The organism is Pedobacter sp. HMWF019, from assembly GCF_003061025.1.
GTDB lineage: Bacteria > Bacteroidota > Bacteroidia > Sphingobacteriales > Sphingobacteriaceae > Pedobacter.
Genome location: NZ_QAIL01000043.1, coordinates 22,081 through 46,801 on the forward strand (window position 1 = coordinate 22,081; position 24,721 = coordinate 46,801).

Annotated in this window: 21 protein-coding genes; 16 read left to right on the forward strand and 5 right to left on the reverse strand. The window is 40.4% G+C overall.

Going from position 1 to position 24,721, the window contains the following annotated elements; genetic code table 11:
• Positions 1-141 precede the first annotated feature (141 nt).
• The 14 genes from DBR11_RS03210 to DBR11_RS03275 all read left to right on the forward strand — a co-directional run bounded on the left by DBR11_RS03210 (position 142) and on the right by DBR11_RS03275 (position 14,830).
• On the forward strand, positions 142-996 hold the full coding sequence (locus DBR11_RS03210; protein ID WP_108550177.1) for a UDP-2,3-diacylglucosamine diphosphatase: 855 nt from the start codon (positions 142-144) through the stop codon (positions 994-996).
• 29 nt (positions 997-1,025) lie between these two features.
• Entirely contained in the window at positions 1,026-2,012 is a 987-nt protein-coding gene (locus DBR11_RS03215; RefSeq protein WP_108550178.1) for a glycosyltransferase family protein, read from the forward strand.
• 102 nt (positions 2,013-2,114) lie between these two features.
• Positions 2,115-3,023 (forward strand): DUF6427 family protein, encoded by a 909-nt coding sequence (locus DBR11_RS03220; protein WP_233260626.1) that lies wholly within the window; start codon positions 2,115-2,117, stop codon positions 3,021-3,023.
• A 97-nt stretch (positions 3,024-3,120) separates the two neighbouring features.
• Positions 3,121-3,876: a type III pantothenate kinase gene (locus DBR11_RS03225; RefSeq protein WP_108550180.1), complete on the forward strand. Its 756-nt coding sequence runs from the start codon at positions 3,121-3,123 to the stop codon at positions 3,874-3,876.
• Positions 3,839-5,188 (forward strand): hypothetical protein, encoded by a 1,350-nt coding sequence (locus DBR11_RS03230; protein WP_233260627.1) that lies wholly within the window; start codon positions 3,839-3,841, stop codon positions 5,186-5,188. The genes DBR11_RS03225 and DBR11_RS03230 overlap by 38 nt, the downstream gene beginning before the upstream one ends.
• A complete protein-coding gene (gene lptC / locus DBR11_RS03235; protein ID WP_108550182.1) occupies positions 5,188-5,760 on the forward strand; it encodes an LPS export ABC transporter periplasmic protein LptC in 573 nt (190 codons plus the stop codon). The genes DBR11_RS03230 and lptC overlap by 1 nt, the downstream gene beginning before the upstream one ends.
• 129 nt (positions 5,761-5,889) lie before the next feature.
• Entirely contained in the window at positions 5,890-7,986 is a 2,097-nt protein-coding gene (locus DBR11_RS03240) for a peptidylprolyl isomerase (RefSeq protein ID WP_108550183.1), read from the forward strand.
• Positions 7,987-8,050: 64 nt separating this feature from the next.
• A complete protein-coding gene (locus DBR11_RS03245) occupies positions 8,051-8,566 on the forward strand; it encodes a DUF2480 family protein (protein ID WP_108550184.1) in 516 nt (171 codons plus the stop codon).
• A 32-nt stretch (positions 8,567-8,598) separates the two neighbouring features.
• The gene (locus DBR11_RS03250; RefSeq protein ID WP_108550185.1) at positions 8,599-9,381 is read left to right on the forward strand and encodes a DUF3108 domain-containing protein; all 783 of its coding nucleotides are present in this window, start codon (positions 8,599-8,601) and stop codon (positions 9,379-9,381) included.
• A 1-nt stretch (position 9,382) separates the two neighbouring features.
• Positions 9,383-9,937, forward strand: a complete 555-nt coding sequence (locus tag DBR11_RS03255; RefSeq protein WP_108550197.1) for a DUF3109 family protein — start codon at positions 9,383-9,385, stop codon at positions 9,935-9,937.
• A 46-nt stretch (positions 9,938-9,983) separates the two neighbouring features.
• Positions 9,984-10,844 carry a glucose-1-phosphate thymidylyltransferase RfbA gene (rfbA, locus tag DBR11_RS03260; protein ID WP_108550186.1) on the forward strand — a complete coding sequence of 287 codons (861 nt, stop codon included), beginning with the start codon at positions 9,984-9,986 and terminating at the stop codon, positions 10,842-10,844.
• Between the two features lie 7 nt (positions 10,845-10,851).
• Positions 10,852-11,523, forward strand: coding sequence for a hypothetical protein (locus tag DBR11_RS03265; RefSeq protein ID WP_108550187.1), 672 nt, complete (start codon positions 10,852-10,854; stop codon positions 11,521-11,523).
• 31 nt (positions 11,524-11,554) lie between these two features.
• The gene (locus DBR11_RS03270) at positions 11,555-13,525 is read left to right on the forward strand and encodes a hypothetical protein (RefSeq protein WP_108550188.1); all 1,971 of its coding nucleotides are present in this window, start codon (positions 11,555-11,557) and stop codon (positions 13,523-13,525) included.
• 3 nt (positions 13,526-13,528) lie between these two features.
• Positions 13,529-14,830 carry a hypothetical protein gene (locus tag DBR11_RS03275; protein WP_108550189.1) on the forward strand — a complete coding sequence of 434 codons (1,302 nt, stop codon included), beginning with the start codon at positions 13,529-13,531 and terminating at the stop codon, positions 14,828-14,830.
• Positions 14,831-14,837: 7 nt separating this feature from the next.
• On the opposite strand, the gene DBR11_RS03280 is transcribed toward DBR11_RS03275, so the two are convergent.
• A complete protein-coding gene (locus DBR11_RS03280; RefSeq protein WP_108550190.1) occupies positions 14,838-17,213 on the reverse strand; it encodes a M1 family metallopeptidase in 2,376 nt (791 codons plus the stop codon).
• A 65-nt stretch (positions 17,214-17,278) separates the two neighbouring features.
• On the opposite strand from DBR11_RS03280, the gene DBR11_RS03285 reads away from it, so the two are divergent.
• Both DBR11_RS03285 and DBR11_RS03290 read left to right on the forward strand, forming a co-directional pair.
• Positions 17,279-17,797 (forward strand): DUF6702 family protein, encoded by a 519-nt coding sequence (locus tag DBR11_RS03285; RefSeq protein ID WP_108550191.1) that lies wholly within the window; start codon positions 17,279-17,281, stop codon positions 17,795-17,797.
• 21 nt (positions 17,798-17,818) lie between these two features.
• Positions 17,819-19,015: an anhydro-N-acetylmuramic acid kinase gene (locus tag DBR11_RS03290; protein WP_108550192.1), complete on the forward strand. Its 1,197-nt coding sequence runs from the start codon at positions 17,819-17,821 to the stop codon at positions 19,013-19,015.
• Here the strand turns inward: DBR11_RS03290 and DBR11_RS03295 are convergent.
• From DBR11_RS03295 to DBR11_RS03310, 4 genes are all read right to left on the reverse strand, one after another.
• Positions 19,012-20,787: an aminopeptidase P family protein gene (locus DBR11_RS03295; RefSeq protein WP_108550193.1), complete on the reverse strand. Its 1,776-nt coding sequence runs from the start codon at positions 20,785-20,787 to the stop codon at positions 19,012-19,014. The two genes, DBR11_RS03290 and DBR11_RS03295, sit on opposite strands and share 4 nt — an antisense overlap.
• Positions 20,788-20,914: 127 nt before the next feature.
• The gene (locus tag DBR11_RS03300; RefSeq protein ID WP_108550194.1) at positions 20,915-22,330 is read right to left on the reverse strand and encodes a DNA/RNA non-specific endonuclease; all 1,416 of its coding nucleotides are present in this window, start codon (positions 22,328-22,330) and stop codon (positions 20,915-20,917) included.
• A gap of 232 nt (positions 22,331-22,562) precedes the next feature.
• Positions 22,563-23,720: a hypothetical protein gene (locus DBR11_RS03305; protein WP_108550195.1), complete on the reverse strand. Its 1,158-nt coding sequence runs from the start codon at positions 23,718-23,720 to the stop codon at positions 22,563-22,565.
• 24 nt (positions 23,721-23,744) lie between these two features.
• Positions 23,745-24,638, reverse strand: coding sequence for a TssN family type VI secretion system protein (locus DBR11_RS03310; RefSeq protein ID WP_108550196.1), 894 nt, complete (start codon positions 24,636-24,638; stop codon positions 23,745-23,747).
• Positions 24,639-24,721: the final 83 nt, after the last annotated feature.

A 24,721-nucleotide genomic window follows, 5' to 3' on the forward strand; every position in this document is an offset into this window, starting at 1 on the left:
TTCTGTTAATGACTTGTTAACCTGCGTATTGCATATTTGTGTTCATAAACTAAAGATCTATGGAGGAAATGATCGTGATAGGATGTGTTATTGCTCTGGTTGCCTTCTTTTTTAGTCCTTATGATCTGAAAATGGATGACGATGACGTCTAAAAGAGAAGTAGAAATTGCAGTCATTTCGGACGTACACCTGGGTACCTACGGCTGCCACGCCAAAGAGCTTTTAAAATATCTGAAAAGCATTAAACCTAAAATGTTGATTCTTAATGGCGACATTATTGATATCTGGCAATTTAGCAAAAGGTACTGGCCGGAAACACATATGAAGGTGGTTCGTAAACTGATGAAATTTGTGGTGGAAGGGGTGCCAGTATATTACCTGACGGGTAACCATGATGAACTCTTACGTAAATTTGCAGATATGCACTTAGGAGCTTTCCATTTGCAAAATAAACTGGTTTTGGAAATAGATGGTAAAAAAGCCTGGTTCTTTCATGGAGATATTTTTGATGTGACCATGCAGCATTCCAAATGGCTGGCGAAACTTGGTGCCGTAGGATATGACACCCTGATTCTGATCAATAGTTTTGTAAACTGGGGCCTGAAGATTTTCGGGCGAGAGAAAATGAGTTTCTCAAAAAAGGTTAAAGAAAGCTTTAAAGATGCTGTAAAGTTTATCAATAGTTTTGAACAGACAGCAGCGGAGCTGGCTGTTGAAAAAGGCTATGAATATGTGGTTTGTGGTCATATTCATCAGCCGGAAATGCGTGGTATTGAAACTGAAAATGGTAGCGTAACTTATTTGAACAGCGGAGACTGGATTGAAAACCTGACTGCTCTGGAATACAACAATAAGGCCTGGAAAATATTTAAATATGAGGCCAAAGATTATGAAACAGATATAGAGGAAGAAGGAATTCTTTCTGACAGCGAAGATTTACATAGTAAACTGGATATCAATGTATTATTGCAAAAGATCAAATTAGAAATTGTCTAAAGCCTAAAATTTACAGATATTCGGTGCGGATGAAGATATTATATGCGATTCAGGGAACGGGAAACGGGCACATCAGCCGTGCCAGAGAGATTGTTCCATTGTTACAACAGCATGGCGATGTGGAGCTTCTGATCAGCGGAACGCAGGCAGATGTCAGGTTGAGCCAGCCTGTTAAATATCAGCTCCATGGTTTTAGCTTTATTTTTGGTAAAAAGGGTGGTGTTGACCACTTTGAGACCTGGAAGACCATGAACCTTCCGCGCTTTGTAAAAGACATGAGGTCTCTTCCTTTGAAGGATTATAGCTTAATTATTAATGACTTTGAACCGGTAACCGCATGGGCATGCAGGCTTAAGGGAATAGAAAGCGTTGGTTTAAGCCACCAGGCTTCTTTTCAGTCTCCCAGGGTGCCTAAGCCAAAGAGTATTGACTGGGCCCAGCTGGTCATGAAATATTATGCGCCGGCCACACATTATGTGGGTTTTCATTTTGACCGCTATGATGATTTTATATATACACCGGTGATCCGTTCGGAGATCAGGAATTTAGTGGTCAGGGATCTTGGGCATTATACGGTGTATCTTCCGGCGATAGACGATAAATTTCTTGTACCGCTGCTGAAACAGATTCCAGGCGTATGCTGGCAGGTTTTTTCCAAGCACTCAAAAGTTAAATACACAGACGGAAATGTTCAGGTTGCACCGGTCAACAACGAGGAATTCAATACAAGTCTGGCAGGTAGTTCCGGATTATTTACCGGAGGTGGATTTGAGGGGCCGGCAGAAGCGTTGTTTTTGGGTAAAAAATTGTTGGTTGTACCTATGAAATTTCAATATGAACAACAATGCAATGCATTTGCCTTAAAGCAATTTGGTTTGCCAGTGATCTGGGGAAGTAATAAAAACTGGTTACCAGTGATCAGGGACTGGGTAGAACAACCTCAAAAGCATAAATTTTATTTCCCGGATGAAACGGCTGCAGTAATTGATAAAGTTGTAAAGGAGTTTGCCAGATAATTTCCTTTACTTTGCCCTTAGTATACAGGCATGATTAATCAGTTCAGAACACTAAACCCTATAAACCTGCTTATCTTATTCGCATATACCTTTTTTATGCGGATGGCGATATTCATAGATTTGCCTCCAAGGCTTAACTTTGAATTTCTGGAGCCTTTTGCCAAATTTTTCATCCAGATTCCGATCGAAAACAGCTTCTCACCCGGAGCAAATATTTTCTTTGCAGCCATTCTGATTTTTGTACAGGCCATTCTGTTTAACCGGATTGTCAATAATCATGGATTGCTTAATAAACCAGGATATCTGCCTGCTTTGTTGTACATCACCAGCGCGAGTTTGTTTATGCCCTTTCTGGTCCTGAGCCCAACTTTGATCTGTAATTTTTTGCTGATCTGGATCATGGATAAATTCCTCAAGATTGGAAAAACGCCTAATGCAATTATGATCATGTTTGATATCGGGATGATCATTGCGGTGGGTGCGTTGATCTATTTTCCGTTTATTGTAATGTTGCTGATGCTGTGGCTGAGCCTGTTGTTGTACAGATCTTTCAACTGGAGAGAATGGGTTTCTGGTCTGGTGGGTTTTTTGACCATATTCTTTTTTGTCGGGGTCTTTTATTACTGGCATGACGATATTGCGTTATTCTATAAAATATGGCTTCCGTTAACCAATAAATTTCCATCTGTTTTTAAAATTCATTATAACGATTATCTGGTCCTGGTTCCTGTTGTGATCATGATGATCCTGGCTATGATCCAGTTGAGAGAGAACTTTTTTAGGAGTTTTATCAGTACAAGAAAGGCTTTTCAGATGTTATTTTTTATGTTTATCCTGGCTGCGCTGAGTTTTTACATTAAACCGGACTTCAGGTTATATCATTTTTTATTGTGCGTGCCCCCGGGAGCAGTCTTACTGGCTTATTATTTCTCAAATGCCACTAAGCGTTGGTTTTATGAAAGTCTGTTCCTGGTTTTTGTGCTTACAATTCAGTACTTTTTGTTCGTTTAACTTTTTTTAACAAATTGATCCCTTGAAACTTGGTAAAGATTAATAGCTTTGTGCCATGAAGTTTGGAGGGTATGACCGGGAACTCCTGGAATTATAAATGCATAATCTGGTAATAGATATTGGCAACACCAACAGTAAAATAGCTGTCTTTAAACAAAGAGAGCTGATCCACTTTGAATCAGTTCAGCAGCTTGATCGGCGCAGGATAGCGGAGATTACAGAAGAATTTGAAATTAGTCATTCGGCCATGTCCAGTGTTGGTGAAGCGCATGCTGAAGTCGTTGCATTTCTGAAAGAGAATACGAATTATACCGCGTTTTCTACCCGCATCAATACAGGGGTAAATAACCATTATAAGAGCATTTCTACTTTAGGTCTGGACAGATGGGCAAAGGTTATTGCTGCACATCGGTTCTATCCGGGAGAGGATTGCTTTATGATAGACGCAGGGACTTGTATCACTTATGATCTGCTGAACAGCCAGTCGGAATATTTTGGCGGCAGTATTAGTTTGGGTTTTAAAATGAGGTTCCAGGCGTTACACCATTATACCGGCAGGTTGCCGCTGGTGAAATGGGAAAAAGAGCAGAAGGAGATCCCTTTGGGATCAGATACCAATAATGCTATATTGAACGGTGTATTGCAGGGGGTGGTCAATGAAGTGAGGGGTTTTATAAGCGATCAGTATAACAAGAACAATAGTGTAAGGATAGTGATAACGGGAGGGGATGCATCATTTTTGATGGAACAGTTGAAAAATTGTGATTTTGCCTCCAGGATAATACACGAGCCTTATTTAGTATTAAAAGGATTAAATGAAGTCATTGCATTTGAATATGTACAAAAAAATTAGTTATATCGCCGCGGTTATGGTTGTGCTGACCGGCATGACAGTTAAAGCGCAGGTTACCACGCAATCACCCTATTCAAAGTTTGGTGTTGGAAATATTAAGGGAATGTTGCTGCCGCAGTTCAGGGCAATGGGTGGAATCTCAACCGGTGTATATAAACCAAGCGATTACTACAGCAATGTCAATATGCAGAATCCTGCATCTTATCCAGGTATTGATCTCACAACTGTAGATGTGGGTATGAGCTTTGGCCTGACGAATTTAAAAAGCGGAAGCACTTCTGAAAGCAGTTTCAACTCTACTTTAAGCCACTTGGTTCTTGGTATACCGGTTAATAAACACTCTGCGATGAGTTTTGGTGTGGTGCCTTATTCAGAATTGGGCTATCAGTTTACCAATACAGCTACGCTGACAGGAACTGGGGCAAATCCTTCGAGCCAGAATGTGAATTATATCTATTCCGGAGAAGGTGGATTAACGAAAGCCTATATCGGTTATGGTTACAGATTTGGGCATTTGAACCTTGGTGTTAATGCGGAATATCTGTTTGGAAACTTACTGCAGTCCAGATCAACAGAATTGGTTACGCCTACAGATGAGGTAGACAATTCTATTAATTCACGTATGCAGAATAAAAATAGTGTGGGCGGAATTAGTTTCTCTTATGGTATGCAGTACGATATTCCTTTAAATAGCAAAACCTCTATTATTTTAGGTTATTCAGGCTCATCGGCCTCTACAGTTAATTCTACGAAATCTTACATTGTTACCCAATATACAAAAACTTCCACCGGAGATGAGAATACTGCAATCGACTCATTGATCTCTACTGAAAATGGTAAAACCAATCTTAAAATGCCTTTAATCCATAATTTTGGCTTTTCTATCCAAAAAAAGAACAAATGGATGGTTGGGGCAGATTACCGTATGGGAAAATGGTCTAAGTTCAGTATAGATGGTGTAAATCAGGGCTTACAGGATACCTACGGATTCTCTGTAGGTTCGCAGATTACCCCGGACATCAACTCTATCGGAAGTTATTTCAACCGGGTGGATTACCGGGTAGGTTTTCAGTATGATAAAACGTATATTCAGCTGAACAATCAGGATATCAAACAAATGGCTGTTACTTTTGGCTTTGGATTTCCAATGGCCCGTGCAGCAACTACGCTGGCGATCTACAAGATCAATTTTACCACAGAACTGGGTAGAAGAGGAACAACCAGCAATGGCTTGCTTCAGGAGAATTACGTTAATTTCCACTTAGGCTTTACCCTGAACGAAAAATGGTTCAGGAAGTTTAAATTTGATTAATGAATTGCTCTGGTATTCGATACGGACTGCTTGTACTTGGCTTAATTCAGGTCTTACTGCTATCGTGTACAGATGACGATTTGAAAAAGGCAGCGTCGATTTCAGCCGGAAAAGTGGCGCTGACGAAAGACCGCTCTTTAAAGGTGGAGGTTATATACAGTGATTCAGCAAAGGTAAAGGCTAAGGGTTTTGCCCCCATTTTGGATAAGGTAAGTCCTAAAACCGGAAACCAGTACCAGGAAATGCCTAAAGGGGTAAAAATTGATTTTTATGGCGATTTGCAGACCAAAACCGGAAGTATCACTTCGGATTATGCCATTATGAAGGAGACAGAACAACTGACTATTTTCAAAAAAAATGTGGTGGTGGTCACAGACAACATGACTTTTAAGACCGAAGAACTGACCTGGGACCAGAATAAGAAGATGTTCTATTCACCAAAAGGAATAGTCCTGAAACCGGATGGTTCATTTGTAGATGCACAAAACTTTACCGCTACACAGGATTTCAGTCAAACCACCTTCGAACAGGGTTCTGGTGTTACTTATTTTAAAGGGGATCTGAGCCAGTAAGGAACCAAATTTGCAGGCCCTTATTTCCTTAATTTTTAAATACTTATTCAAATACATTTTAATATTTTCTTTTTTTGGCAAAAGTTGTATCTTGCGCCCTCTTAAAAAAAATTATAAATAAGAATTATTATGGGTTTAATGACATTTTTGCGTAATCGTGCAGGCTTTATACTTATTGGCTTCATCGGTTTTGCAATTGTTGCATTTTTATTGGGCGATGCAATAAAGGTAGGCAAGCCTTTCTGGGCTGATTCGCAAAGAGTAGTGGGATCAGTTGACGGAGAAGAAATCAGCATCGAAGAGTTTGGTAAAAAAGTAGAACAGAGCGAAGCACAGTTCAAACAGCAATATGGAGGAAGTTCCAATCCCCAGATGCAGGCTATGGCTGTTGAAAACGTTTGGAATGGCGAAGTGGCTAATATCCTGCTGTCAAAAGAGTATAGCCGTTTGGGCTTGAATGTTTCAGGCGATGAACTTTTTGATCTTTTGCAGGGCAAAAACCCAAGTCCTTTAATCGTACAATATTTTGGTAATCCTAAAACTGGCCAGGTAGACCGAGCTGCGGTTTTGAACAGCTTGAAGCAACAGTCTAAGAATCCTCAGCTTAAAGAGCAATGGGATCTTTTACAAGCTGAAGTTGAAAAACAGGCTTTACAGCAGAAATACGGAAACCTGATTAAAAATTCAGTGTACGTAACTTCACTGGAAGCAAATGATGAGTACATCAACAGAAATAAACTGGCTAAATTTAACTATGTAAGCTTAGATTATGCTTCTATTGCTGATGCCTCTTTAAAATTGTCTGAGTCTGATTATTCAGATTTCTACAATGAGAATAAAGCGCGTTTCGATAACCCTGCTGAAACAAGGTCATTCGAATATGTATCATTTAGCGTGAATCCCACTAAAGAAGATTCTGCTGCAGTTAGAACTCAGATCGAGAAATTAGCCGGCGACTTTAAAACCGCTAAAAATGATTCTCTTTTTTCTGCAATTAACTCTGATGTGAAAGTTCCATATACATACATCACTAAAGGTAAATTGGATCCTGCTGTAGATTCAGCAGTATTTGCATTACCTGCTGGAAGCTTCTACGGACCAAAACTTTCAGGTAACTCCTATAAGTTGGTTAAGGTAATTGATACCCGTTTTTCACCAGATTCAGTTAAAGCAAGCCACATCTTAATCGATGCTGCTAAAGCTGGTGGGGTAGATAAAGCGATCAAATTGGCCGACTCTTTAAAAGCAGTAGTTGAAAAAGGTGGTAATTTTGCCGCATTAGCTGCGCAGTACAGCATAGATGGTTCTAAAGATAAAGGTGGAGAGCTGGGTACATTTGCCCGCGGACAAATGGTTCCTGAATTTGAGAACGCAGCTTTCAATGGTAAACCGGGCGATCTTAAAGTAGTTCGTTCACAGTTTGGTGTTCACCTGATCAGAATAGAGAAACAAGTTGGTTCTTCTAAAGTGGCTAAACTGGCTTATATTGAGAAAAATCTAACTTCAAGCAGTAAAACTAAAGATGCGGCTTATAAAAAAGCAACAGGCTTCCTGAATGAAGTGAAAGGTGATGACTTTGCATCCCTTGCTCAGAAAAAAGGTTATACTGTTGGTGTTGCAGACAAAGTAACGGCTAGCCAGGGATATGCTCCGGGTTTAGATAACCCACGTCCTTTAATTAAAGATGCATATGCAGCTAAAAAAGGAGACGTTCTTGGACAGGTTTACCAAATGGAGAATGCATTTGTTGTAGCCCGTTTAACAGCTATCAAACCTAAAGGTCAGTTGTCTTTGGAAGATGTTAAAAAAGATATCGAGCCTCTGGTACGTACCGCTGTAAAAGGTAAAATGTTAACTGAAAAATTGAACAATGCATTGAAAGGTGCGGGCAGTTTAGATCAGGTTGCACAAAAGGTGGCTAAACCAGTGGTACCGGTTGAGAATATTGTTTTCGGTAATCCAGTACTTCCGGGCGTAGGCCAGGAAAATAAACTGATTGGTACTGTATTCGGTTCTGCTGTAAATAAAATTTCCAGCCCTGTTGCAGGAGATCATGGTGTTTATGCCTTTACAGTAAGTGCATTTAGTAATCCTGCCCCATTGGCTAATACGTATAAACAAAAAGAAACTATGTTACTGGGTGTTGGACAGCGTGCATTAGGTGCAGCATTCCAGGCACTACAGGATAAAAGCAAGATAAAAGACAATAGGGTGAAATTCTATTAATCTTATTTTACGTAATTTTGTAACCGGAAGTATATCGCTTCCGGTTTTTTCATTTTTAGATACCATGGATATTCAGGAGAATTTTGTTAATAAAGTTAGTGCCAGTGGGTTAATTACGATCAACCTGGAAGAATATTACAATAAGGCTGAGCGTGTAGTCTATGATATTAAAGAGAATCTCTTTCATGGATTGATGCTGCGGGAAAAGGATTTTCGCGAGTTCATAAAGAATCATGACTGGTCTCAATATCAGGATAAAAATATAGCGGTTATTTGCTCGGCTGATGCTATTGTGCCTACATGGGCGTACATGCTGCTGGCCAGTAAAATGAGGCCTTACGCTAATGAAGTGGTATTTGGGAGCTTAGATGTCCTGGAATCGGTGTTGTTTGCGAAATCACTGGCCAATATAGATCTGAATTCTTTAGCCGGAGAGCGGGTTGTTGTTAAAGGTTGTGCGGATATTGAAGTTCCGGTTTCAGCATATGTAGAGCTGACCAATCTACTGCTTCCCGTTGTGAAAAGCATTATGTATGGAGAGCCGTGTTCCACTGTTCCGATCTATAAGCGTAAGGATTAAGGATTTTGGAAGGATTCTTGCATAAATTCTGTATGAGATTTGCCTTTTTATTCCTTATAGGAAGTTTATTGGTCAGAGTACAAGTGTATGCACAGGAATTGCCTTTAAAAAAAGAGCCGGTTTTCCAAGCTGGAGAGGTACTTCAGTACAAATTGAGATATGGCTTTATTACAGCGGCCGAGGGGACGCTTAAAGTTTTGAATACGGACATGAAGTTTGACAACAAGTCTGTTTATAAATTATCGGTGGACGGGGAAACTTCAGGAACCTTTGATATCTTTTATAAGATCAGGGATCATTATGATTCCTATATTGATAAGGAAACTTTAACCCCTTATTTTTATCAGGAAAATATCCGGGAAGGCGGTTATAAAAGAGCAGATAAAGCAAGGTTTACGCAGCAAAACAGGCAGGTAGTCTCTAACCGGGGTACATTTACCGGGCCTACAAATCAGACTTTCGATCTGGTCTCTGCGTACTATTTTGCGAGAAGTCTGGATATTGCTAATATAAAATCGGGTGACCAGTTTGCGTTGAACTATTTTCTGCAGGATGGGATTAGCCAGTTGAAAATTGAATATATAGGAAAGGAAGTGATAAAGACGAAACTGGGTAAGATCAGATGTCTTAAATTCAGCCCTTCTATACAACCTGGGAGGATTTTCAGGAAAGACAGCAGGCTTTACCTCTGGATTACTGATGACGGGAACCGTGTCCCGGTAAAAGCTCAGGTGGAGATACTTGTTGGTGCGGTGACTATGGAATTAAAATCAGCTACCGGTCTAAAATACCCGTTGGCTAAAATTGATGAATAAGATGATAGAAGTTCAAAATACGCTTATCCATGAGGATGTGATCAGCGAAAACTTTGTGTGTAACCTGAATAAATGTAAGGGGATTTGTTGCGTGGAAGGAGATTCAGGGGCACCACTTGAACAAGCGGAAAAAGCAGTCCTGGAAGAAATTTATCCGAAGATCAAACATTTGCTGGCACCCAAAGGAATTGCTGCAATAGAGGAATATGGTACCTCTGTGGTAGATCAGGATGGAGACCTGACTACACCATGTGTGGATGGTAACAAGGAATGTGCTTACGTTACTTTTGAAAATGGCATTACCAAATGTGCTATAGAGAAGGGCTATGAACAAGGGATTGTAGATTGGCAAAAGCCTATTTCGTGTCATTTGTACCCTATTCGAATTACTCATTATCCAGAGTTCGACGTACTGAATTATGATAGGTGGAGTATTTGTAAAGATGCCTGTACCTTCGGCCGTGAATTGAAAGTTCCGGTTTACCAGTTTTTAAAAGGGCCGCTGATCCGTAAATATGGTGAGGAGTGGTATGCGGAATTGGAAAATAGCTTATAATTGCAGATAAATAATTAAATCAGATAAAACTAACGGACTCCGAATTTTGAAAGGAATAATTTTAGCAGGTGGAAGTGGCACAAGGTTGCACCCTTTAACCTTAGTAATGAGTAAACAAATGATGCCGGTTTATGATAAGCCAATGATCTATTATCCTTTGTCTACTTTAATGCTGGCCGGGATCAGAGAGATCCTGATCATTTCTACCCCACATGACCTTCCAAATTTCGAAAAACTATTGGGGGATGGCAGTCGTTTAGGCTGTAAGTTTTCTTACGCAGTTCAGGCCGAACCAAATGGCCTTGCCCAGGCATTTGTCATTGGTGCAGATTTTATCGGACAGGATAAAGTAGCCCTGGTTCTTGGCGACAATATCTTTTATGGTGACGGAATGGCTAAACTGCTTCAGGGAAGTGCAAATCCGGATGGAGGGGTGGTGTTTGCCTATAGGGTAGCCGATCCGGAACGCTATGGGGTAGTAGAATTTGACGAGCAAAACAATGCAGTTTCCATTGAAGAGAAACCTGTTGCTCCTAAATCTGACTATGCTGTTCCGGGATTGTATTTCTACGACAACAGCGTGGTTGAAATTGCCAGAAACATTAAACCTTCTCCCCGTGGCGAGTACGAGATTACAGACGTTAATAAGGTTTACCTGGAACAAGGTAAATTGAAAGTAGGTGTACTGAGCAGGGGAACAGCCTGGTTGGATACAGGAACCTTTGCTTCCTTAATGCAGGCCGGACAATTTGTACAGGTGATAGAAGAACGCCAAGGCTTGAAGATTGGTTGTATTGAAGAAGTAGCCTACCGTATGGGCTTTATCGATAAAGAGCAGTTGAACAAAGTAGCAGAACCATTAGTGAAGAGTGGTTATGGTGCTTATTTATTAAAAGTGGTCAAATAACTGATAAATGAAGGGGTATCTGTACCTGTTTCTGATCCTTGTGGCCTGCTGTTGCAGTTCTTGCTTCCAGATTGTAGAAGAAATTAATCTGTCTGATAATGGGACGGGTACAGTTAACCTTACTGTAAACCTCAGCCAGAGTAAAACCAAGGTCGCTTCGATCCTGCTTTTGGATAGTGTGAATGGCTACAAAGTTCCTTCCAAACAAAAGATCCAAAAAGAAATGGATGAAGTGGTTGCTTATCTGAAAAATTCAAAAGGAATTACTAATGTAAGCCGGAAACTGGACCTGGAGAATTTCGTTGCGAGCGTGAGTTTCTCTTTTAACAATATATCCAATATCAATAACATCAGCCAGAATGTACTCAAAAAACTAAAAGTAAACGCCATAAGCAGTTCTTCTTATAGTTTTAGCCCGGTAACTCACGTTTTTGAACGAAATTATGCTCACAATAAAGAAGCACTTATTCAATATAATAAGCTAAAACCTCAAGTGAAAAATGTATTTAAAGAGGCCACCTACACGAGTATCTATCGTTTTGAGTTGCCGGTTTCTGTTTGTACAAACCCCCTGGCAAAAGTCTCCGCAAGTAAAAAGGCGGTGATGGTTCGAACGGGAATGCTTGGGCTGATCAATGGTAAAACCAATATCTCCAATAAAATTACGCTGTCAAAATAAATCTCACCTACCTATTTAAAACTTTATTATCATGAATTTTCTTACTAAATTAACGTTGACGCTCAGCGTTATTTTTCTTGTAACCGGACTCAAAGCACAAGATCTGCAACGTAAAATACCTTCAGATGCGCTCGTGGTAGCTACCCTTAAAGGGAAGAATATGCTGGAGTTAATGTCTACGAATGAATTTAATCAGACCTTTCTTGGCAAAAAGATCCTGGACAAAGTTTCGAGATCTGCAAAAAATAAAGTGAACCAGGTAGAAGAGCTTGGTTTTAATTTATCGGCCGATTTTTACTATTACAATCAGGGCAATGACAGTGTAAGTTACCACTGCTTGCTGGCCCCGGTAAAGAATGCCGGGAAGCTGGATGAACTTTATACCAGTTCGGGATTAAAATTCAATACTGCGGGAAGCTGGAGAACCTATTATAACCAGGATTCTACAGAGCTAACGCGCTGGAATGAAAACATCCTCTATTTTGTCAAAGGAGAGGGAAAGACAACTTATCTTTACCCTGCCGCACAAACTTCCATAGGGATTACTGATACAGCTATGGTGGCAGCTGACAGCACTATTGTTGATACGGTTGCGGTTGCAGCAGCTTATGACACCAGGGAAATACAGGAACCTGCAGTGAGGAAAACCAAAGCAACCAAAACAAAAACATCTGGAGCAAAGAAAAAAGGTAAAGTACATTCGAAAAAGCATAAAGCCAGACCAGCAAGGAAAAAACCGGTTCAGATAAAAGAGGAGGAAACAGACCCTACTGAAGCTGTAGCAATGGCCGATAGCGTGGCTGCAGCTCCGGCCTATGAAATAGACAATAGTTATTCCGAGCAGTTAGCGAAAAAAAAAGCAGTCATTGCTAGATGTGTGCAGCAAAAAGCAGATGATTTTATAACTAAAGGAGAGTCAGGCTCTATTCTGGACAATAAGGACTATGTAAACAGCACAGACCAGCATGCCGAAATCTCTGTATGGATTGCCGGATTAGATAGATTAATTGGAGGGTATATGCCCTCTAACCGTTACTTTGATGGTAAAAGTATGTTTAAGGGATACGGAAGTGTTGTGGCAAAACTTTATCTGGAAGAAAAAAATATAAAGATCGGCACTGCAATGCATTTTGATCAGGACATGGCTGATGTCTTTAAAAAGGTGAATAAGAGAAAACTGAACAAAAAGTTTCTCCAATATGTAAACGAAGATAAACTTATTGGATATATGGCCTATGCAGCCGATACTAAAGCTTATCTGGAGGCTTATCCAAAGATCATTTCTAGGTTTTATGGCTCGACCTATGGAGATGAGATCGAAATGGCCAGCGATCTTTTTTCTCTTTTGCTGGATGAAGAAGCGGTGAGTAAGGTGGTTAAGGGGGACGGACTGTTTATTTTTAACGGTCTTAGTCAAAAAGAAGTTTCCTATAAGTCTTATGAGTATAACGAGGAGAATTTTGAAACTAAAGAGGTGACAAAAACCAAGAAAGAGACTTTGCCCGATTTCTTGCTGATGTTCTCTTCGGAGGACCATAGGCTGATCAATAAACTGATCGCTTATGGTGTAAAAAAGAATTTTGTAAAAAATGATCAGGGCTATTATGAAATGTCTATCCCTAAGAGTCCGTTGGCACTTTTTTTTACGCTTAAAAATGACATGATCTTTTTGGGAACCAATGCAAATGAAATGGCACAGATCGCAGGAGATCATTATGTCGGTAAAATATCCTCCCGACATAAAAAGATGCTAAACAATGCGAATTATGCTGCCTATTTCAGTTCAAAGAAACTTGCGGGGAAGATTCCTGCGGAAGAATTCGGTAATACAGCGAAAGTAGAAAAGGCCAATAAAATCTTAACTTCAATTGGAGATATTTATATGAAATCTGACCCTATTGAAGGAAATGCAATTTCAGGAGAGATCAGTATGGATATCCCGTCCAGTCAGCAGAATGCTTTGAAATATCTTTTCTCTTTAATAGAGGAAGCAAAAAAATAGTTCATGAAAAAAATATGGACCAGATTAGCAGCAGTTGTTTTGCTGCTGCTGATCATCATATTTGGCTTCTTGCAATATAGAAAGTACCAGTCCTCTAAGAATCGTATTCATAATCAGGCGGCGCTCATCTTAAAGATTGATCTGGACGGTATATTGGAGAGTAATGCCTTAAATTTTTGGAGAAACCCACCAAAAGTGCTTACCTGGGACAAGGAAGAGGCAACCCTGCCGAAGGGATTTTCCATTCCTTCTCGTCTTTTTATCTATAATGTACATTCTAAGGCTCCAGGAACTTTTTTTTGTTCATTACAGCTCTCAGATACTGTAGCACTTAAATTATACCTTAAAAAGGCGCTAAAGATCCATGCTTTCGAAAATATAACAGGTGGACAGGTCTTCGGTACGAGTGAAGATGGAAAATTAGCTGTGGCTTATAATGAACAGGAAATGACTCTTTCCTATTCTTTAAAAGCGGAACAGACAAAATCTATTCTTCTGGATGTATTAAATAAGAAAAATCTATTGGATGAAAGAGATCAGAGGTTGGTTAGCCTACTGAAGATAAAAGCTCACCTTGCTTATATTTTTGATGCATTTTCCGGATCCGGAAAAGTGAAGGATAATGCCATTTCATTAGAAGGTTCTGTTCCTTTAGGGGGGCTTGATGTTTCCGGACAACCTTATGTGAGTACCGCCCTGGATACTGATTCTGATGCACTGGTGAAAATATGGTTGAATGCCAAACCAGGGGATTTTCATCTGGATAAATTGTGGACGATTGGTGGGATTGAACTTTCGGCAGACAGTTTAAAGAAGTATTATAAGGGATATGCAGATCTGGTGCTGCATAAGTCTATAAAACAGACAGATACGCTGATTACCTATGCCTATAACGACGATTTTGAAAAGACGGAGCAAAAAGAACTTAAGGAGATCAGGGTCCCGGATATGCGGATGACGTTTAGTGCAAAAACAGATGGTTTGTTGAATTACTTAAAAAAGCAAAAGGCTATTGAAGGGGAGAGGCTCAATAAATCATTGTTCCCTTTGTATCAGGTATTCGATAAAAGCAACGATCAGATAGTGCAATTAAGCACTAATAAAGACAGCAAATTAAAGGAAGGGATAAGAAATACACCTTATTTCTTTTCTGCGGAGGCGAATATAAACCAATTGCATAAAGATAATGTTTTTCCTTTGCTGAATTCTTATCTGGAGTTCTTTACCCATTTGACGGTGAAGATGAAGAGAGAGGATACTAAAAAGGCTCATCTCGAAATGGAGATGAGCCTGAGTAGAAACTAGGGTCGCCTTATTTTTTTTCTGCGGCCTGCATCGGGTTCAACCCAGTAGATTGCCCACGGGCCGCCGCTGCATTCGCTTTTTGTTTGAACAGTTGAAATTTAGTGGCTTGCGTCTGGCCGCCCCAGGTATTGTTACTTTCGTCAATGTCTGCTGTCTCCCGCATAGGATCGAGCTTTATGGCCTTAACCTCTTTATCTTCCGCATAGAATTTGGAGGCATTGTTTTCGTTCAAGCGCCAAATCTGTGCAGGAATTCTGTCTATTCTTTTTGTGCCATCGGTGTAGGTGAATTCAACAATAACGGGCATCACCAAACCTCCTTTATTACTAAAGGATAATTCATAGAAGAATTTTCCTGCATATTTAGACTTGTCTGTATTGTTTAATTGTTCCAGGGCTGGTGTGTTGACCTGTTTCCGTTCCGTATCGTCATATTTCTCCAATCCTCTGTCATATTTCCAGTAAAAGTCCCTTGTTTTGAGATCCCTGTCTGTAGAGAAGCTGATGGATTTATCTTCCTTGTTCCTGATTTTAGAAATATCTTCAAATGCATTGACAAGTGGCCGTTCTAATTTGATCATAGAAGAGGTTGGCGGGGGAATGGTGGCATTGACGTCTGCTTTTGCAAATTTCACGGAATCTAAGGAGATGTCGCAAGCATCCGTGCCATAGAACCAGCCTCTCCAGAACCAATCCAGGTCCTCGCCGCTGGCATCTTCCATCGTTCTGAAAAAGTCTGCGGGTGTTGGGTGTTTAAAGGCCCATCGTCTGGCGTATTCTTTGAAAGCGTAGTCAAATAGTTCTCTGCCCATGATCGTTTCTCTTAGAATATTTAGTGCCGTTGCTGGTTTTGAATAAGCATTGGGACCGAAGCGAACAATATTCTCGGAATTGGTCATTACCGGCTCCAGTTCGTTCTTTGGTAATTTCATGTAGTCTACAATCGTGTAAGCAGGTCCTTTCTTGGTTGGAAACTTATTGTCCCAAAGTTCTTCTGTAAGGTACTCCACGAAGGAGTTTAAACCCTCGTCCATCCAGGTCCATTGACGTTCATCGCTATTCACAATCATTGGAAAGAAATTATGGCCAACCTCATGTATGATAACGCCCAGCATTCCATTTTTGGACGTTTCTGTATAGGTACCGTCCTTCTCAGTACGACCATAATTGAAACAGATCATTGGGTACTCCATACCATTGGCTGCCTCTATGCTTTGAGCAACCGGATATGGGTACGGGATGGTAAAATGGGAATAAGTTTTTATGGTATGGGCTACTGCTTTTGTAGAAAACTTGCGGTACAGACCATAAGCTTCTTTGCCATAAAAACTCATACACATCACAGATTTTCCCTCTATAGGCTGTGCCATGGCATCCCAGATGAATTTTCTGGAAGAAGTCCAGGCAAAATCCCGCACATCTTTTGCCTCAAAAACCCAGGTCTTGGTTTGGGTACTTTTATTTTTTTCAGCTTGTTTTGCTTCTTCAAGGGTAACGATCTCAATAGGTTCAGTAGCTGTTTTAGATTGTTTATAGCGAGACAACTGGGCCGGTGATAATACCTTTTCGTAGTTTACGCATTCTCCGGTACCACCAAGGATATGATCTGCAGGAGCCGTAATTTGTACTTTAAAATTCCCAAAGGTTAGTGCAAATTCGCCTCGCCCGGTAAACTGGTGATTTTGCCAGCCCTGAAAATCGCTGTATACGCATAAACGGGGATACCATTGGGTCATGGTAAACAAATGATTTCCATCTTCAGGAAAGTACTCATAGCCACCACGGCCACCCATGGCTATCCGGTTACCGATTTTATAACTCCAGTCTACATTGAATACAAATTTTTGACCTGAAGCAAGAGGAGCTGGCATTTCTACACGCATCATGGTCTTATTGATGGTGTATTTTAAAGCCTTTCCTTGTGCATCCGTAATCTTACTGATCTTGACTCCATAACCATTGTCGCTCCCATCGTATTGAAATTTATCCAATGCCTGCGTGGTGGTACTTTGCGGCATCATGCTGCTGTTTTGATATCCTGAGTTATTGAGGTTGTTGTGCTCATTCTCATCTAATTGCAGCCAGATATAGGTCAATACATCGGGCGAATTGTTGGAATAGGTGATGGTTTCACTGCCGTTTAACTTAAGTTCTTTCTCATCAAGATTGCATTTGATGTCATAATCTGCTTTTTGCTGCCAGTATTTTACGCCAGGGGCACCGCTAGCCGTTCTTTGTTCATTCGGTGTGGTCAAAATGGTGCCTAATTGTTCAAATTTATTGCCATGGTTGCTTTCTGGATTATTCCTGATGTTCTGTGCGAACACGGCGGAAGAACAAACCAGTGCCATGGAGATGGAGAATAAAGCTTTTGTAGATTTCATTTGTAAAACTTATGCGAATTTAAATTTAAACTGTTTTTTTGTATTCTGAAAACAGGATAAGCCCTATGACTATAATATTGAACCAAACGCTATTAATTTGTTACCTAATCCTGGGATTTTTGCCTTTAAAGCCACTGGAAAAAAAACATCCTTTGCATTTAAGTAGTATGGAGTTGAATTATACCACTAAAGGAGCAACCGTCGAAATTAGCTGCAGATTGTTTACAGATGATTTGGAAAGTGCTTTAAACAAGGTGTTTAAGGTTCATACAGATCTTTCTTCTGTGGCTAAACACGTGGAAATGGATGGTTTGGTTAAAAAGTATGCTACCCAGCACCTGCAGTTGAAAACCGGTAGCAAGCTGATCGGGTTGAATTATCTTGGATTTGAAAAAGATAATGAAGCAATTGTTCTATATATTGAATCTGTTCCTGTTAAAGGGTTAAAAGATCTGGAGATCCTGAATACATTTATGTATGATCTTTTTGATGATCAGAGTAATATTATGCATATTACGTACAACGGAAATAGAAAAAGTACCAAACTTGACTATCCGGATAAGCTGTATAAAGCTGTATTTTGAGTTGAATAACCTATTATTCTTATGAACAAAGACCTACAAAAATTGGCAGAACTTTCTGCTGCACCATCCAGAATAATCATTGGATTAATGTCGGGGACTTCTCTCGACGGATTGGATGTTGCTTTATGTCGTTTTACAGGATCAGGCATTTCGACCAAAACAGAACTTCTGTATTTTAAAACCATTAGTTATCTTCCTGATTTTAAGGAGGAACTGAAATCAATTTCTTTTAAGGCGCTGGTAGATCTGGAAAAAGTGACCTTGTTAAATGCCTATATCGGCACCTTTCATGCTCAGTTGATTTTAGACTGTCTCAGAGACTGGAATTTTCCGGCTGCAGAAGTAGATCTGATTGCCAGCCATGGACAAACCATTTATCATGCCCCTTTTTCTAAGCATCAGCAAGAAAATTATCCGAATGCAACACTACAAATTGGCGACGGAGATCATATTGCTGTGAAAACAGGAATCATTACCTTGAGTGACTTCAGGCAAAAACATATCGCCGCCGGGGGAGAAGGTGCTCCGCTGGCTGTTTATGGAGATTATCTGATCTTTTCAAGTGTAGACGAGAATCGGATCCTGCTCAATATAGGAGGCATTGCCAACTTTACTTATCTGCCTTCAGGCCGTCGGCCTGATCTTGTTTTTTCTACAGATGTGGGCCCGGGAAATACCCTGATGGACCAGTTCGTACAAGTGCATTATCCGGGTAAGCAATATGATGAAGATGCAGCTCTGGCTTCTGCAGGGAGATTGAATGAGGCTTTATTAAAGGAGTTGCTGAACAATGATTTCTTTGGATTGGCTTTTCCAAAAACAACCGGTCCGGAACTGTTCAATCTGGATTATCTAAAAAATGCGATCCATCAATCCGGGCAGGAAGGCATTTCCAATACAGATGTTCTCGCAACACTTTGCGAATTTACAGCTATAGGAATTGTGGACGCAATAGAGCATTCCATGGCAGGGAGAAAAGATTTCGAAATTTACCTGAGTGGGGGTGGAATGCACAATCCTTTGCTGGCAGAGAAACTGAGTCTGAAATTGAATAAAAAATTGAAGGACACCAAAGCGCTGGAAGTAGACCCGGACGCAAAAGAGGCTGTTTTATTTGGTCTTTTGGCCAACGAGTGTGTAACAGGAGGGCGGCTTGATTTTGGAAACCGCCCTGGACTGCCTTCAGTGGTAATGGGTAAGATCAGCTTACCTGCTTAGATCTTCCGGGTTTCTTTTTCAAGCCAGCTTTTTTCTTCTTCGTTTAAGAAAGGGCTTATTTTCTCGAATACTAATGCATTGTATTCATTCAGCCAGTTGATCTGGGTTTGCTCCAGTAAATCTTTTTGAACAATAGCTGTGCTGATTGGGGCAATAGTTAAGGCTTCAAAAGCGTAAAACTCATTAAATTCATTGCTTATATCAGTAATGGTGTTCACCAGATTTTCTATCCGAATGCCATGTTTTCCAGGGCGGTATATACCTGGTTCAATAGACGTAATCATGCCTGGCGCGATGGCTACTGGGTTATTCGTTGGGTTAAAGACTTGAGGCCCTTCATGTACATTTAAGAAATAGCCCACACCATGACCAGTTCCATGGCCGTAATTGATCCCATGTTCCCAAATAGGTTTACGGGTAATTGCATCGATCTGGTAGCCACAGGTTCCCTTAGGAAAGCGCGATTTGCAGCCGTCGATCATTCCCTTAAGGACCAGTGTATAGTCCTTTTTCTCTTCTTCGGTGCTTTCTCCCAAAGAAATGGTACGGGTAATGTCGGTCGTTCCATAAAAGTACTGGCCACCTGAATCTACCAGATATAAACTTTCGGGTTTAAGTTCTGCATCGCTTTCGGGAGTTGCAGAATAGTGAGGCAAAGCACCGTGCGCTCTGTAAGCACTGATGGTGGTAAAACTATCGCCAACAAAACCTTCCTGTTCTTCCCGGAAGTCACGTAGTTTTGCTGCTGCCGAAAGTTCAGTGATTTTTGTTTTTCCGATATTCTCTGTCAGCCACTTCAGAAAACGGGTAATGGCTACGCCATCTTTAACCATAGCGGTCCTGGTATTGGCCAGTTCTGTTTCGTTCTTAATGGCTTTAAGAAGAGTGGAAGGATTGGTCTCTTTAATGATCTTTACACTTGAAGGGATAACCTTAGTAAAGGCGTAACAATTTCTTTTTGGATCAATAAAGATACTGCTGTTTTCAGGTAAATCGGATAAGTGCTTTTCAATGTCTGTATAGGCCAGCAATTGAACGCCACTTCTCTGTAATTGTTCTTTTTCTGCAGTACTGAGTTTATGCTGATCTATAAACAAGAAAGCTTCTTTTTCACTGATGAGCGCAAAGCTCAGCACAACTGGGTTATAGCTTACATCTTTTCCCCGGATATTGAATAACCAGGCCAGATCATCCAAAGAAGAAATCAGGTGGAAATCGGCTTGCTGCTTTTGTAGTGCAGATCTAACCTCTGTCAGTTTTGAAGCTACGGATTGGCCGATGTGTTGCTCTTCGATTAAAAAAGCAGGTTCTGCCGGAAGGTCAGGGCGACCTTCCCAGATGGGATTCAGGTAATCTTTATGAACAATGGATATGCCTTTTATAGCAAGTGTTTGGTTTAAAAGATCCCCTAACAAGATAGAGAGTAGCCTTTCATCTGATGCGACAGTGGCACCTTTTGGTAAAGTTTCGCCAAGCCATTGAATATATTCTGGTGCGTGTTGTACTTTTTGTTTCACCAGTTCAAAACCGCTGCCTTCCAATTGCTCAGCAGCTTGTTCGAAATATCGCCCGTCTGTCCACAAACCGGCAAAATCAGCGGTGATCACTAATGTGCCGGCAGAGCCTAGAAAGCCAGAGGTAAAAGGAATACATTTATAGTGTTTTGGCAAGTATTCGCTCATATGAGGGTCTGCCGAAGGAATAATATAGGCCTGAACATCATCGGCCTTCATCTGTTGACGTATTGCAGTTAGTTTTTCTTGATAAGTCATTGTCAAATGTTCTATGGATTAGAATTAGGCAAACTTAAGGAATATATTTACAAGGGGGGTACAAAAAAAAGGCCTCCTTTTCGGGGAGGCCAGTACAAAAAAATTACCTTAAAAGAGACGTATTCTATTAATTGCCGGAGTCCTTTTTGGTCTCTATGGCATCTTGTATGTTTTGTGGAAGATTGTTTAACAGATTGTAGCCCGTTGCTTTTTCGATATCTCTAACTGTCACAATATATTTTTTCCAATCGCTATCAATAGCGTTGATATTTGGTGTGTTTACGGCGATAACTCTTGTACTGCCAGAAACACGGTTTAAATCTCCATTTCCTGCTGGAATAATTACAGCCACTTTCCACACATTTGAAGGGACAGTAACTTTTCCATTGTTGATGGTACTTGCGCTTCCATTGCTGCCAGCCCCACCTGTACCATAACTTCCCATGATGATGTATACCTCGTTTCCACTCACTACCTGTGTGCGTAAATAATTTTCGAGGTTAGCCCAGGTTTGCTGATTGTTTTGCGGAGCCTGTGGAATCATATTGGTCATCAAGAAGGTCGCACTGTTGGCATCTGTAGAACTTGTCCTGTCTGCTGAAGGGCAGTTGTGTCCACGATCAAACCCAGAGCCAGAATAGCTATTGCTTTGGACAACATACATATCCGCAGTAAGGCCATTAAAGCCAGCAAAGTTATCTTGTCTTTTGGCTACGCCTGTGATGCTGCTTGCATCAATATGCCAGCTTACCCAATTTGGTGTTGAACGGGTACTGCTGTAAGATTCCGTATAATATTTTTGGTCAAGGAGGAAATTATCAGGAGTAGTTGCTGATGCATTGGAAGGGTTTCCGAACAAGATATTACTATCGTCACCTGTTGAAGGTTGAGCGTCAGCACCAGCAGTTACACCCCTTGTTGCGGATGGGTTTCCAGGAGTTGATGGCTCTGTAGGATCTGTATCTGATCCACCGGCAACAATTCCAGGATCTCCTGTGCCTTTGAAAGTGATGTCGTCCAGGTTAATACGTGCCGCATCTGTGGAACCTGTATTTCTGATCTCGAAACGTACTTTTCCGGTCAGGGTTACCTTAAAGGAATCGACAACTAATTTCGTGTTGTTTTCCACCATATCGTTTCCTAACTGAGTAAAAGTAGTCCCCCCATCAGCAGAAATAAAAAGCTTCCAGGTAGAAACGGGATCGTTACCATATTTCCCATGGCTGATATAAAGCATTTTTAGTCCGCTGATATCACCTTTCATAGTAATCTTACCTGTTTTCATACGGATACTCTTTTTGCCATTTTTTAGGTCTGCATCCAGTGTTCCAATAAGGGCATTATCTAAGTTCCAGGTTCCTGTAGGCATGCTTACATCGGCGGCGGCATAAGCTGTTTTGGAGGCATTTTCAAAATCCTCTGAGATAGAATAAGGTTTGGGGGCTTCAACAACCGGGTCGGTTGGTGCCACGTCAATTGCTTTTTTAGAACAGGCAGAAAATAGAATTGCTGCTGTACTTAGTAGTAGAAGTTTTTTAATCATCGTCTTTTCCGTTTTATCGTAAGTAATCGGGGAGACGAAAGTGCAGCTTTTGGTGTTAATAAATTATTAATTTTTTAGTGTTATTTCAAAAAAGTGCAATTAAACTTAATAATGTGTGGAAGGTATCAAAAATTTTGCATACAAAAATGTATTGCCGCGTGCTGAACTGAATGTGATATCCACATTAAGCTCAGCACGCGGCAATACATTTGGCTTGGGAAGGAAGCGGAATTTAATCTAGTAAGGTCCAGCTTCTCTTGGTTTGCACCTGCTGCACTACTTGTTGCTCGGCAACAACGATATTTTCTTTGCGCTGTCCAATGTATTCCAGCATGCTCAGTTTATTCCATAAAGCTACCATAACTTTTAAAAACTCTTCAATCATAGACATAGAGGAGTAGATGTTCTGATGATCATACACTAATTCAATCGTGCGCGCCAGTAATTCTTCAAAGTTTCCTGGGGTAACATCTCTCCATTCATAGAAATACTTCAGCATTTCTTCCCTTTCCTTAGATTCAATCAATTTGATCCCGGTAAAGAAAGCATGAGCAAGATTGGAGAAATAGCCGGCAATATAGATTGGAGATTGCTGATAACCAAGATTTCTGTAGCTGAAGAAAATCTGGGCAATATAATCCAGGAGCTTTTCAGACAACAGACGGATGTTTTTACCGAGTGGGGTAATGGCCTCCTTTCCTGTTGTTTTATCTACAATTTTAAAAGCAGACAATTGCAATTCATTAATCAGACTGCTGAACAGTTCATAATAGCGAATCAGAGTAGGGTGACTGACCATACTGCTGCTTGGGGGAATATAATTGGTGTTAATAGATACCCGTCCATTTTCGAGTGTAAGTTGTCCAATGGTCAGATGGTAGCTGTCCAGGTTTTTAGGCGCCATTTCTGATGCCGGCAAAATAACAATACTGTATCCTTTTGCGATATCCGGGTACCTTGGAGGGGCGTCCTGAGGATCTGGATTGCCTGAAGGAACCCTCTCAAATGGGTTGACAAGCAATAAAACATTGTACTGTACTGTTTTTGAATAATCTGAATTTTCTGCACTAAAATAATGACTATAGGAGAGCTGTTTTTCCAGTTCTGGCTGGTTAAAGATGTCTATCCTGCAGCCTTCGGCCGTAATGGCATTGCAATGCCGTACTTTCACCTCAATATGATTGGTAGCACGTTCCAGAATTTCAATGTTATGTGAACTCTGCTGTCCTACAAATGGTGCAAGCAGCCCAAAATTAAAACCTGTTAAAAATACAGAGTTAGCATCCCTTACAAAATCCTGGTTGAACTGGTCTGTTGCTACAAAATGACTGCTGGACAGTTTCATGCCGTCTACCCAATTGACCGGTTTATATTTTAATGGTGAAATCATAGTAGTAGATATATAGATTCTTAATTATATAAAAATGGCTTCGTCTCCAATTTTTTCGGGTCTGGAGGCATTTTCTGATACCCTTTTAGCATAGATGGTCATTTTCTCTGAAATACCATTCTTAATAATGTCGAGATCAGGGTCTATGAATATGTTCTTTTTGAAGAATGAAGTTTTAATAAAGAAAATCCAGGTATAGGCCTCATGGTCTTCACTGATATATCTCACCGGATTTTTCGGGAATTTAATATTATAATCTTCAATGAATTTATAAAACCAGGCACCAAAAACCATATTCTCCGGTGCTTTGGCCTTAACTTTAAGGGGTTCCGGGTCATTACTGTTTTTGTAGAGTTCAAGTTCAAGCACCAGCATGCGGTCAAAGTCCAGGTGGTCCATGTCAATATTCATTGGACTGGACGGATACTTCCAAACCTTGTAAATTTCTGTTGGAATACTGATGAGCGCTACATATGCCCACCAAAATAACAAAGGAACAATAAATGTAGCAATGCTTGTGGCGGCCCACACACCAAAATTAATATCACTCAGCCAGTTGAAGGCAAGCTGGAACAAGTAAAAACTGAGTAAGCTGCTGACCAGAATGGATATCACAATGAACAATTTTCTGCTCAGTAATTCTTCAGGATAATATTTAGTTAGCAGATACACCGCTAAAGACCCTATACCTACATAATAGATTTGACATATAATATAGCCCCATGGCATAAAGTCGAAACTTAGAAAGCCGAGCAGGCCGGGTAAGGCTAGTATAATGCCTGTGAGCAGGACAATAACAATTAATTTTTTGTTGTTTAAAAACTGATTCTTCTTATTGACAATAGAGAGCAGCGCAGTCGATACAATAAAAATAATTGGAAAAAGTAAGTACCTGATGAAGAATGATTGAACGTCCATTAAATTAAACTTGATATTTTATCTGTAGCTTAACAAATATAATACCTTAATTTTTTTTCATAAACTGGTACAATTATTAATAC